Genomic DNA, 11,901 nt, shown 5'->3' with positions numbered 1-11,901 from the left:
TCCGCCGCATCCGACGTCCGCAGCGCTTGATCCAACGTACTGTCTCGCGAAAGAACTGGGTCCCGGCTTTCGCCGGGATGATCGGAGTTTAAAATGTCCGCAACCGAAGGCCACCCCGCCCCCGCCCTCGACCTGCCGACCGACAACGGCGGCCAGTTTTCCCTCGCCGCCCTGAAGGGCAAGCCCGCCGTCGTCTATTTCTATCCCAAGGACGACACGACCGGCTGCACCCGCGAGGCCCAGGACTTCACGGCGCTTGCGCCCGACTTCGCCGCTCTGGGCGTTCCCGTCATCGGCGTGTCCAAGGACACGGTGAAGAAGCACGATCGATTCAAGGCCAAGTACGACCTCGCCGTCGTCCTGGCCTCGGACGAGGACGGCGCGGCTTGCGAGGCCTGGGGCGTCTGGGTGCAGAAGAAGCTCTACGGCCGCGAATATATGGGCATAGAGCGCGCGACCTTCCTGATCGACGCCCACGGCCGGGTCGTCCGGGCCTGGCGCAACGTCAAGGTCGCCGACCACGCCGCCGCCGTTCTGGAGGCCGCCCGTTCGTTGGGTTGAATTCCGATTCGGAGTTTCGCCAAATGCGCGAATCTCAATCAACAATCGCGTGATGAAGCCGCAAAACGCCATCAATCGTGGTTAACAGGGCATGAACAGTCTTGCCCGTGTCATCGTTGCACCGGATAAACCTCACCTCGACGTGGGGGCGTTGCGTAATGACCGTGCAAGATCACTCGCCGGAGTCATCCTGGTTCGAACGTTTTTTGCCCGTTCGATACCTTTATCTCCGCAGCCGTGACGACATCCGGGCCTATGCCCTGACCGCGCAGAGACAGCTGGTTCTGGGCGCCGTCGCCGTGGCGGTCGTCCTCTGGTCCCTGGTGGCCTCCGGCGCCTTCCTGTTCGACCTCATCGCCCAGCACCGCTCCGACGCGGAGGTCGTGCGCGCGCGCGCCGCCTCCGAACGTCTGAACGCCGACCTTCAGGCCCGGCTGGAAAGCGCGGTGGTCCGCATGTCCGCCGCCAACGGGTCGCTGGAACAGACCGCCGCCATGATCGAACGGCGCCACGCCGCCCTGACCACGGTGATGACCGACTTTCACGGCGTAGAGGGAGCCCAGCGCGCCCTCGCGCCCGCCGCCATCCCCGACAGCGCCAGCCCGATCCAGCGGATCCTGGCCGTGCGCCTGGATCAGGAGCGGTTGCTGGACCGGGCCGAGGACTTCGCCCAGACTCGCGCGGAACGTCTGCGTCTCGCCTTCCGTCTGGCGGGTCTGAACCCCGCCGCCTATGTCGCTGCATCCGAGCCCCTGGGCGGCCCCCTGGTCGAGGCGCGCGATCCCCGCGCCCTGGCCGCCATCCTGGACGTGGACGAGCCCTTCGCCGTCCGCATCCGCCACGCCGCTGCCAATCTGAACGAGATGCGGGCCCTGACCGACGCCGCCGAGGGTCTGCCGTTCAAACGCCCGACCCAGGCCCGCACCACCTCGGGCTTCGGCGTCCGCTTCGATCCGTTCAACGGCCGTCCCGCGGTCCATCAGGGCCAGGACTTCGCCGCTCCGCTGAACACGCCCATCTACGCCACGGCCCCGGGCGTGGTCGCCTACGCCGGCGTCCGTTCAGGCTATGGCAATACTGTAGAGCTAGACCATGGTCGCGGTTTCAAGACGCGTTACGCCCATCTCAACACCCTGGGGGTTCAGCCCGGCCAGTCGGTCGCGCTCGGCCAACGTATCGGAGGGATGGGCACGACGGGCCGCTCCACCGGCGTCCACCTCCATTACGAAGTCTGGCTGAACGGCCGACCCCAGAACCCCGCACGCTTCCTCAGAGCAGGAGACCAACTTGTTCAACAAAATTAGCAAACCTTCGAGCCCGACCCCGTCGGCTCGCCCGGCCGCTCCGGTCATCCCGCCGCTGCCGGACATGCCCGCCGCGCCGCGCACCGCCGGCGCCGCCCCTTCGGCCGTGCCGACCGGCCGCGGTCTGTCGACCCTGTCGTCCGACCTAGTGTTCGAAGGCAATGTCTCGGGCGCCGGCGACCTGCAGATCGACGGCCAGGTGAAGGGCGACGTCCGCGTCGGCCGCCTGATCGTCGGCGAGACCGGCGCCGTCGAAGGCAATGTTCAGGCCGACTACGTCGAGGTGCGCGGCCGGGTCGTCGGCGGCGTCCAGGGCAAGCAGGTCAAACTGGTCGCCACCGCCTATGTGGACGGCGACATCACCGCCGAACAGCTGTCGATCGACGTCGGCGCCTTCTTCCAGGGCCGCGTCGCCCAAGGGCAGCGTCAGGCGCCCGCCCCCGCCGCCGTGACCCCGGTCGCGCCGGTCGTACAGGCGGCGCCCCCTCTCGCTCCGAAGCCGGAAACCGCTCCGGTCGTCCAGGGGAAGGAAACGGTCTGACCCCGAGGCCCTGAAGGCAAAAGGGCGGCCCGGTGTCCGGGCCGCCCTTTTTCTTGTCTGCGGTCGTCCCGGCGCCGATCAGGCGTCCGCGCTGGAGCCGCGCGTCTCGCCGACCCGCGCCGCCAGGGCCGCGCCCATGAAGGCGTCCAGATCGCCGTCCAGCACCCCTTGGGTGTCCGAGGTCTCGACCTCGGTCCGCAGGTCCTTCACCATCTGATACGGCTGCAGCACATAGGATCGGATCTGGTGGCCCCAGCCGATGTCGGTCTTGGCGTCCGCCAGGGCCTGGGCCACGGCTTCGCGCTTTTGCAGTTCCAGTTCGTACAGTCGCGCCCGCAGCATCTTCCACGCCTGTTCGCGGTTCTGGTGCTGCGACCGACCGGCCTGGCAGGCCACGACGGTGTTCGTCGGAACGTGGGTCAGACGCACGGCCGAGTCCGTCTTGTTGATGTGCTGACCGCCGGCGCCCGAGGCCCGGTAGGTGTCGGTGCGCACGTCCGACGGATTGATGTCGATCTCGATGGCGTCGTCCACCACCGGCGAGACGCCGATGGACGCGAAGCTGGTGTGCCGTTTGGCCGCCGCGTCATAGGGGCTGATGCGCACCAGGCGGTGAACGCCTGATTCCGACTTCAGCCAGCCGTAGGCGTTCGGGCCGGAGATCAGGATGGTGGCCGACTTGACCCCCGCCTGTTCGCCCTCTTCATAGGCCTCGATCGTGACCTCGTAGTCATGTGCCTTGGCCCAGCGCGAATACATCCGCAGCAGCATGCCGGCCCAGTCGTTGGACTCGGTGCCGCCGGCGCCGGAATTGACTTCCAGATAGGCGTCGTTGCCGTCGGCCTCGCCGGACAGCAGGGCTTCCAGCTCGGCCCGCGCGGCGCGATCCTTGATGCCGCGCAGAGACGCGCGCGCGTCTTCCAGCGCGCCCTCGTCGCCCTCCTCGTCCGCCATCTCGGCCAGCATCACCCCGTCCTCGAGGTCCTGCTCCATCGCCTTGACAGTGTTGATCTTGGCTTCCAGCTGCGAGCGATCGCGGCTGACGGCCTGGGCTTCGTCGGGCTTGTCCCACAGCGTCGGGTCCTCGACCCGCGCGTTCAGCTCATCGAGCTTTCTTAGAGCGGCATCCCAGTCAAAGACGCCTCCTGAGCAGAGCGACGCTCTGCTCGATGTCGGCCTTCATGGCCTCGACATCCGGTCTCATCGCAATCTCCAGCGACACAAGGCCCTCAGACAGCAAGGCGCGCGGCCTTGCAAAAGGGCAGGATTAAAGGAAAACGGCGCGCCACGAGGACGCGCCGTTCGAAAGGCCTACCTAGAGCCTCAATACAATCCGCTCAAGTCCTCGGCCGGCGCCTTCTTCGGCGGAGGGGCGGCGGCGGGCGGCGGTGGCGCTGCGGCCCCGGCGGCGGCGGCCTCCTGCTCGCGGCGGATCACCTCATAGTAGTTCTGGGGGCCGACGGGCTGGGTCGGGGCCTGGACGGGCCGCGGGGCCTGACGTTCCGTACCCGGACGGAAAGCCTCTTCGATGCCGTTCACCATGCGGAAGACCGCGTTCTTGGGCCGCACGAAGGGCCGGGCCGGCCGTTCCTTCAGCGCCGTCTGCATGAATTCGGTGAACACCGGCACGGCGGCCGAGGCGCCCGCCTCGCCCGACCCCAGCGACCGATTGTCGTCGAAGCCGATGAAGACGCCCACCACGATGTCGGTGGTGAAGCCGACGAACCAGGCCGACCGATATTCATTGGTCGTGCCGGTCTTGCCCGCCACCCACCGGCCCAGGCCGCGCGCGCTGGCGGCCGTGCCCCGCTGGACCACGCCTTCCAGCATCGAACTCATCTGATAGGCGGTGATGGGATCGATGACCTGGGTTCCGCGCGGTTGAAGGCGCGGCGATTCCTGACCGGAGAAGCCCCGGGCGCAGTCGCGGCAGCTGCGGGTGTCGGCGCGGAAGATGGTCTCGCCGTCGCGATCCTGGACATAGTCAATCAGATAGGGCGTGACCCGCCGCCCGCCGTTGGCGAAGGCGGAATAGGCGGCCGTGATCTCCAGCGGCGTCACCTCGCCGGCCCCCAGCGACACCGACAGGTTGGGCGTCAGGCCGGGAATGCCCATCCGGGCCGACTGATCGACGATCTTCTTCATGCCCACCGACTGGGCCAGCCGCACCGTCATGACGTTCCGGGACAGCTCCAGCCCGCGCCGCAGGCTCTGCGGCCCATAGTATTCGCGGCTGTAGTTCTCCGGCGTCCAGCGCTGGCCGTTGGCCCCGCCGGCGAAGCTGATCGGCGCGTCCAGCACGATGGAGGCCGGGGTGAAGTCGCCTTCCAGGGCGGTCGCATAGACGAAGGGCTTGAAGGCTGAACCCGGCTGGCGCCGCGCCTGGGTCGCCCGGTTGAAGCTGGACAGGGCGTAGGAATAGCCCCCCACCATCGCCAGCACCCGGCCCGACTGGGGCTCGATCGCCACCAGGGCGCCGTTGACGCGCGGCACTTGTTTCAGTGCGAACTGGCCGTTCTTCTTCTCGACGAAGATCAGTTCGCCGCGCCGCAGTTGCTTGTTGGCGTTGGCCCAGGCGGCGTCGGCGGCGATCAGGGTGCCGGTCTCGTCATCCTTGGCGGTGCGGATGCGGACGGTGTTTCCGCTGACGCTCTCGATGGCGGCGGCCTGCCAGCTGCGGCGCTCGGGCGGCGCCTGTTCCTTCAGGGCGGCGGCCTGCCACCCCTCGGCGAAATCGGTCGTGCCCCAGCCCCCGCGCCAGCCGTGGCGCCGGTCATAATTCTCCAGCCCCTGCATCAAGGCCTGGCGCGCCGCCGTCTGCAGCGTCGGGTCCAGGGTGGTGCGCATATAGAAGCCGCCGGCGCGCAGCTGCGCCCCGAAGTCCGGATTGGCGGCGGCCTGGCGCCGCGCCTCTTCCACGAAGAAGTCGGCGTCCTTGTACTCCGACCGTTGCGGCGCATCGCGCGTGACCAGCGGCCGGGCGCGCGCCTCGACCAGCTGGGCCGGCGTCAGCCAACCGCTCTGCTCCATCTCGCCCAGCACCCAGTCCCGCCGGCCCTTGGCCGCGCCGGGATGGCGTTTGGGGTGATAATTGTTCGGCCCCTTGGGCAGGGAGGCCAGGAAAGCCGCCTCGTCCGGCGTCAGCTGCGCCAGCGACTTGCCGAAATAGTTATAGGCGGCCGAGGCGATGCCGAACGAGCGATAGCCCAGGAAGATCTCGTTCAGATACAGGTTGAGGATCTGCTCCTTGGACAGGGTCGCCTCCAGGCGATTGGCCAGGATGGCTTCCTTCAGCTTGCGGTTCAGGCTCGATTCGTTGGTCAGCAGGACGTTCTTGGCCACCTGCTGGGTAATGGTCGATCCGCCTTCCAGCCGGCGCCCCTGCACAAGGTTGAAGATGTTCTTGATCGAGGCCCGGCCGATGCCGCCCACGTCGATCCCGCCATGCTGGAAGAAGTTGCGGTCTTCCGCGGCCAGGAAGGCCTGCACCACGGTCAGCGGAATCTGGTCGTAGGAGACATAGATTCGGCGCTCGTCCGAGAACTCGCCGATCAGGGTGCCGTCACCGGCATAGACCCGCGTCGCGGTCGGCGGTCGATAGTCGGCCAGCTCGGACGCATCCGGCAGGTCGTGGAACAGCCACGCCGCATAGACGGCGACGACCAACCCCGCCAGGGCGATGCCGCCCAGCAGAACCATGCCCGCCCATACGAACCAGCGTTCGGCAATCTTCACTGCGTACTCCGACGACGCGCCCCGAAAGGGTGCTTTAGCCCGCGTCGCCCCCCGAATGCTAGGGCGCGGATGCAACGCCCCCTTCCCGTCTCCCGTTAACCCCCCATCTGAAGCCTTCACAACCCGAGGAGCCCACCATGGAAGTTCTGTATCGCGCCCAGGCCACAGCCTCCGGCGGCGGCCGCGAAGACGGCCGCTCGGCCACCGACGACGGTAAGATCGACGTCAAATTGTCCACCCCCAAGGAAATGGGCGGCAAGGGCGGCGACGGGACCAATCCCGAACAGCTTTTCGCCACCGGCTACGCCGCCTGCTACCTGGGCGCCCTGCGTCTGGTTAGCGGCAAGGCCGGAACCCCAGTCGGCCCGGACACCAAGATCACCGCCGGAATCGGCTTCGGCAAGAACACCAAGGGCGAAGGCTTCAACCTCGACGTCGACCTGACCGTCACCGACCACGGCCTGGATCAGGCGGTCATCGACGACCTGATCGAAAAGGCCCACCAGGTCTGCCCCTATTCCAACGCTACGCGCGGCAACGTCGATGTGCGTCTCAGCGCGAAATAACCGCATGAAGGGCCGCGCGCGTGTTGAGCCGCGCGCGCGGCGCCTCTAGATGGAGGCATGACCTCCCCGCTCGACGCCACTCCCGACCCCCTGCTGACGCTCGAACCCGCCCGCCGCGTGACCCTGCGCGAGGCCTTCGGCGTGGACAGCGACATGACCGTGCCCGCCTTTGCCGAGCGCGACAGCCATGTGCCCGAGATCGACGAGGCCTATCGTTTCGACCCGCAGACGACGATCGCCATCTGCGCCGGCTTCGCCTTCGACCGCCGCGTCATGGTCCAGGGCTATCACGGCACCGGCAAGTCGACCCATATCGAACAGGTCGCCGCCCGCCTGAACTGGCCCCTGGTCCGCGTGAACCTGGACAGCCACGTCAGCCGCATCGACCTGATCGGCAAGGACGCCATCGTCCTGAAGGACGGCAAGCAGATCACCGAATTCCGCGAAGGCATCCTGCCCTGGGCGCTGCAACGCCCCGTCGCCCTGGTGTTCGACGAATATGACGCCGGCCGTCCCGACGTGATGTTCGTGATCCAGCGCGTGCTCGAGGCGCAGGGCCGCCTGACCCTGCTGGACCAGAACCGCGTCATCCGCCCCAACAAGCATTTCCGCCTGTTCGCCACGACCAACACCATCGGCCTGGGCGACACCACGGGCCTGTATCACGGCGCGCAACAGATCAATCAGGCCCAGCTGGACCGCTGGAACATCGTCACGACGCTGAACTACCTCGACCACGACGTCGAGGCCGAGATCGTCGCCGCCAAGGTGCCCGAGTGGAAGGACGCCGAAGGCCGCCGCCGCATCGCCGCCATGGTCCGCGTCGCCGACATGACCAGGAACGCCTTCATGAACGGCGACATCTCCACCGTCATGTCGCCCCGCACCGTCATCACCTGGGCCCAGAACGCCATCATCTTCGGCGGCGACCTGGCGCTCAGCTTCCGCCTGACCTTCCTGAACAAGTGTGACGAACTGGAACGCCCCACCATCGCTGAGTTCTACCAGCGCGCCTTCGGCGAAGACCTGCCCGAGGCGGCGACGCGGGTGAAGGTTGGGTGAAAACACCCCCGATTGAGGCCTCGTTAAGCTCCCTCGCGTAAGGCCACGCTTGAAGCGGGGACTTGGCGTCGTGGCCGACAGTACAGATTACCTAAAAGCCTATGCCGACCGTTACCGGGACATGTTCCCGGTGCGGCTGGTCACCATCGCCGCGATCGTGATCGTGGGCTGGTGGGTGATCGGCTGGGGTTGGGCGACCAATTTCGCGGTCTTCCAGTTCGGCCTCTACCTCGTGCTCTGGAGCGTGGTCCAGACCGCTCGCGCCCGCCCTCGCGCCCCGGGGGCCGAGCGACGTTTCAGGCTCAGCACCGAGGCCGTCACGCTCGGCCTCGCCTCCCACAACGCCCTGTTCATCCTCGCCGTCTGGCATTCCCAGCCCCAGTATCTCGACTATCTGCGCCTGTTGCTGGCCGGCAATCTGATGGTCGGCGCGCTCCAGGTGCACATCAGCCGGCGCAGTTTCGCCGCGGCCGTCGTCCCGCCGTCCATCGCGGCCATGGTCCTCGCCTCGAACCAGCCCCAGGCGACCACGGGGATCAAGGTCGCCGTCGGCGTGTTCGTCCTGGGCATCATCGGCGCCTCCTGGCGCCAATGGCGCAGCGATCGCCAGACGGTCGAGCTGATGGTGGCCCTGACCGAACGCTCGCGCGAGCTTCAGACCGCCCTGGGCCAGGCCGAGACCGACCGCGCCGCCGCCGAACGGGCCAACAAGGCCAAGTCCCGCTTCCTGGCCATGATCAGCCACGAGGTCCGCACCCCGCTGAACGTCATCCTGGGCCTGACCGAGGTGTTGCGCGGCCGCCGTCGTCCCAAGGCCGAGGCCGCCGTGATCGACGACATGGCCGAGGCCGGAGGGATGCTGTTGCGCCTGCTGAACGGCGCGCTAGACATCTCCAAGATCGAGTCCGGCGAGGTCGATCTGCGCCTCGCCCCGGTCGATCTGGGCGAGCGGCTGGACGCCATTGCGCGCGTCTGGCGATCCCGCGTGGACGAACTTGGCCTGAGCCTGAAGATCGAGCTTCAGGGCGCGCGCGAGCATTTCGTCGTGATGACGGACGAGGGTCGGGTCGAGCAGGTCCTGATCAACTATCTGTCCAATGCGCTGAAGCTGACGCCGGCCGGGACCATCCGCATCCGGATCCGCGCCCTGCCCGCCGCCGACGGCCGCATCGACCTGGATTTCGAGGTTCACGACCAGGGCCCCGGCGTGCCCGAGGATCAGCGCGAACGCATCTTCCTGCCGTTCGAACAACTGGACGCCGGCCGCGCGGCAGGCGGCGCCGGCCTGGGCCTGGCGCTGTGCCGCGCCAGCGTCCAGGCCCTGGGCGGCGCCCTCGGCGTGCGGGCGGCCCAGCCCCAGGGCGCGGTCTTCTGGTTCCGCTTCACGGCCGAGCGGGCGACGCTTTCGACCGCCGCCGTCCAGCCCCACGCCCCGAACGCCTCGGTCGCCGCCCCGCGCGCGCCCCGCGTCCTCGCCGCCGAGGATCATGCGGCGAACCGCAAGCTGCTGGCCCTGCTGTTCCAGTCCTTCGGCCTGGACCTGGTGCTGGTCGAGAACGGGCGCGAGGCGGTCGAGGCCCTGCGCGCGACGCCCTTCGATCTGGTCCTGATGGATGTGATGATGCCGGTCATGGACGGGGTCGAGGCCCTGACGGCGATCCGCGCCGAGGAGGCCGCCACCGGCCGCCCCCGCACGGCGATCCAGATGCTGACCGCCAATGTGTTCGACGAGGACGTGGCCCGCTACATGGCGGCCGGGGCCGACGGCGTGCTGCGCAAACCCATCGAGATCGCCGCCCTCCAGGCCGTTCTCTCGGCCGCCCCCGAGTACGCCGACGCCTGACGGGGCTGCGGCCCCACACGCCGTCGTGGCGCGAATCCCTTCGCCGCCCTATCTTGGGTGAACATGCCCATCCGCCGCCTCTCCCCCGAAACCGTCAACCGCATCGCCGCCGGCGAGGTGGTCGAGCGCCCGGCCAGCGCCATCAAGGAACTGGTCGAGAACGCCCTGGACGCGGGCGGGCGCAATATCGAGATTCAGGCCGACGGCGGCGGCCTGTCGCGCATCCTGATCGCCGACGACGGCAAGGGCATCCCGCGCGACGAACTGCCCCTGGCCGTCGAGCGCCACGCCACCTCCAAGCTGGAACCCGACGACGCCGGCGACGTGGACCTGTTGCGCATTCACACTCTGGGCTTCCGGGGCGAGGCCCTGCCCTCGATCGGCTCGGTCGCCCGCCTGTCCATCACGACGCGATCCCGCGACGACGCCGAGGCCTGGGTCATCCAGGTCGAGGGCGGCGCGACCCGTCCCCTGGCCCCCGCCCCCTTCCCCGGCCCGCACGGCGCGCGGGTCGAGGTGCGTGACCTCTTCTACGCCACCCCCGCCCGGCTCAAGTTCATGAAGTCCGAACGGGCCGAGGCCATGGCCATTTCGGAAGAGATCAAACGCCAGGCCATGGCGCACGAGGCCGTCGCCTTCACCCTGTCGCTCGACGGCAAGGTCGCCCTGCGCCTGCCCGCCGAACACCCCGGCGACGAGGGGCGGCTGAAGCGGCTGTCCGCCCTGCTGGGCCGCGACTTCGAGGCCAACGCCCTGCTGATCGATCAGGAGCGCGACGGTGTGCGCCTGTCGGGCTACGCCGGCCTGCCCACCTATTCGCGCGGCAATGCGGCGCATCAGTATCTGTTCGTCAACGGCCGCCCGGTGAAGGACCGGCTGCTGCAAGGGGCCCTGCGCGGCGCCTATGCCGACTTCCTGGCCAGGGACCGGCACCCGGCCGCCGTCCTGTTCCTGGACATCGACCCGCTGTACGTGGACGTCAACGTCCACCCCGCCAAGGCCGAGGTCCGGTTCCGCGATCCGGCCCTGGTGCGCGGCCTGATCGTCGGCGCCCTGCGCCACGCCCTCCACGCCGCCGGCCACCGCGCCTCCACCACCGTCGCCGCCGACGCCATGGCGGGGTTCCAGCCCCACACCGGCGTCTCCACCGGACCGGCCTACAGCCCCAGTTCCCCCTCAGCCCAAGGCTTCAGCGGCTGGACCGGCTGGTCCCAGCCCGCCGCCGCCGCGCAAGTCCTGCCCGGCCTCAACGAACGCAGCGCCCGCGTCGAACCCAGCTGGGACGGGCCCGCCTGGCCTCAGCAAGCGCCCGCCGACGCCGCCCGTCACGACTCACGTTTCACCCCCCACGCCCCCATCGACCCCCTCGACTACCCGCTGGGCGCCGCGCGGGGTCAGCTGCACGCCAACTATATCGTCGCCCAGACCCGCGACGGCCTGGTCATCGTCGATCAGCACGCCGCCCACGAGCGGCTGGTCTATGAGCGGATGAAGGCCCAGATGGCCGAGGGGTCCGTGACCCGCCAGGCCCTGCTGACGCCCGAGGTGGTCGATCTGGACCCGGCCGAGGCCGAACGCGTCGCCTCGCGCGCCGAGGAACTGGCCGAGATGGGCCTGATCGTCGAGGCCTTCGGCGCCGGCGCCGTCCTGGTGCGCGAGACCCCGGCCATGCTGGGCGACACGGACGTCCAGGGCCTGATCCGCGACATCGCCGACGATTTAGCCGAACACGGCGCCGCCCTGTCGCTGAAGGAGCGGATGGCCGAGGTCTGCGGCACCATGGCCTGCCACGGCAGCGTCCGCTCCGGCCGCATCCTCACCGCCCCCGAAATGAACGCCCTGCTCCGCCAGATGGAAGCCACCCCGCATTCGGGCCAGTGCAACCACGGCCGCCCGACCTATGTGGAGCTGAAGCTGCACGATCTGGAGAAGCTGTTCGGGCGGCGGTGAAGAGTGAGTGGTGAATATTGAGTGGTGCGCCTTCGCCCCCACGCCACACCCCATCCTCGGGCGTCCGCACCTACCCCACCGCGTCATGCTCGGGCTTGTCCCGAGGATCCATACGCCCAGTCTCAACGCAGGCGCACCCTGCGGACACACCGGGCGTATGGATCCTCGCCACAAGGGCGAGGATGACGGGAGGTAGGGGCCCCGTCTTCAGCGCTCACGAAAATGAACGCCTTCTTCCGCCAGACGGACGTCACCCCCACACAGGCCAATGAAACTACGGCGGCCGGACCTATGTGAAGCTCAATTTGGTGGATCTAAAGAGTTTGCTCCGGCGAATAT

The 11,901-nt window shown here is 68.5% G+C and carries 9 protein-coding genes; 7 read left to right on the top strand and 2 right to left on the bottom strand.

Going from position 1 to position 11,901, the window contains the following annotated elements:
* The first annotated feature begins 93 nt into the window (after positions 1-93).
* From GGR11_RS01315 to GGR11_RS01305, 3 genes are all read left to right on the top strand, one after another.
* Entirely contained in the window at positions 94-561 is a 468-nt protein-coding gene (locus GGR11_RS01315) for a peroxiredoxin (protein ID WP_183195038.1), read from the top strand.
* 158 nt (positions 562-719) lie between these two features.
* Entirely contained in the window at positions 720-1,865 is a 1,146-nt protein-coding gene (locus tag GGR11_RS01310; protein ID WP_183195036.1) for a peptidoglycan DD-metalloendopeptidase family protein, read from the top strand.
* Entirely contained in the window at positions 1,849-2,406 is a 558-nt protein-coding gene (locus GGR11_RS01305; protein WP_246331477.1) for a bactofilin family protein, read from the top strand. Before GGR11_RS01310 ends, GGR11_RS01305 begins: the two co-directional genes overlap by 17 nt.
* Positions 2,407-2,484: 78 nt before the next feature.
* Here GGR11_RS01305 and prfB read toward each other — a convergent pair.
* Positions 2,485-3,610, bottom strand: a protein-coding gene (gene prfB / locus GGR11_RS01300) for a peptide chain release factor 2 (protein WP_183195034.1) whose coding sequence is annotated in 2 segments (ribosomal slippage) — positions 2,485-3,540 and positions 3,542-3,610 — 1,125 coding nt in all. Because the reading frame shifts where the segments join, the coding sequence is not laid out codon by codon here.
* Positions 3,611-3,729: 119 nt separating this feature from the next.
* Positions 3,730-6,141 carry a PBP1A family penicillin-binding protein gene (locus GGR11_RS01295; RefSeq protein WP_183195032.1) on the bottom strand — a complete coding sequence of 804 codons (2,412 nt, stop codon included), beginning with the start codon at positions 6,139-6,141 and terminating at the stop codon, positions 3,730-3,732.
* A gap of 137 nt (positions 6,142-6,278) precedes the next feature.
* On the opposite strand from GGR11_RS01295, the gene GGR11_RS01290 reads away from it, so the two are divergent.
* From GGR11_RS01290 to mutL, 4 genes are all read left to right on the top strand, one after another.
* Positions 6,279-6,707, top strand: a complete 429-nt coding sequence (locus tag GGR11_RS01290; RefSeq protein ID WP_183195030.1) for an organic hydroperoxide resistance protein — start codon at positions 6,279-6,281, stop codon at positions 6,705-6,707.
* Positions 6,708-6,764: 57 nt separating this feature from the next.
* Positions 6,765-7,769, top strand: a complete 1,005-nt coding sequence (gene cobS, locus GGR11_RS01285; protein ID WP_008262747.1) for a cobaltochelatase subunit CobS — start codon at positions 6,765-6,767, stop codon at positions 7,767-7,769.
* Between the two features lie 70 nt (positions 7,770-7,839).
* The gene (locus GGR11_RS01280; RefSeq protein WP_183195028.1) at positions 7,840-9,612 is read left to right on the top strand and encodes a response regulator; all 1,773 of its coding nucleotides are present in this window, start codon (positions 7,840-7,842) and stop codon (positions 9,610-9,612) included.
* 63 nt (positions 9,613-9,675) lie between these two features.
* Positions 9,676-11,562, top strand: a complete 1,887-nt coding sequence (mutL, locus tag GGR11_RS01275; RefSeq protein ID WP_183195026.1) for a DNA mismatch repair endonuclease MutL — start codon at positions 9,676-9,678, stop codon at positions 11,560-11,562.
* Positions 11,563-11,901: the final 339 nt, after the last annotated feature.

It is taken from the genome of Brevundimonas mediterranea (assembly GCF_014196125.1).
In the GTDB taxonomy this organism is placed as follows: Bacteria; Pseudomonadota; Alphaproteobacteria; order Caulobacterales; family Caulobacteraceae; genus Brevundimonas; species Brevundimonas mediterranea.
Note: the sequence above shows the minus strand (reverse complement) of the source record. Positions and strands in the feature narration are given on the sequence as shown.

Excerpts from the sequence above, each read along its gene's own strand:
- mutL (WP_183195026.1), top strand. The coding sequence starts at position 9,676 with ATGCCCATCCGCCGCCTCTCCCCCGAAACCGTCAACCGCATCGCCGCC.
- GGR11_RS01290 (WP_183195030.1), top strand. The coding sequence starts at position 6,279 with ATGGAAGTTCTGTATCGCGCCCAGGCCACAGCCTCCGGCGGCGGCCGC.
- GGR11_RS01310 (WP_183195036.1), top strand. The coding sequence starts at position 720 with ATGACCGTGCAAGATCACTCGCCGGAGTCATCCTGGTTCGAACGTTTT.
- GGR11_RS01315 (WP_183195038.1), top strand. The coding sequence starts at position 94 with ATGTCCGCAACCGAAGGCCACCCCGCCCCCGCCCTCGACCTGCCGACC.
- cobS (WP_008262747.1), top strand. The coding sequence starts at position 6,765 with ATGACCTCCCCGCTCGACGCCACTCCCGACCCCCTGCTGACGCTCGAA.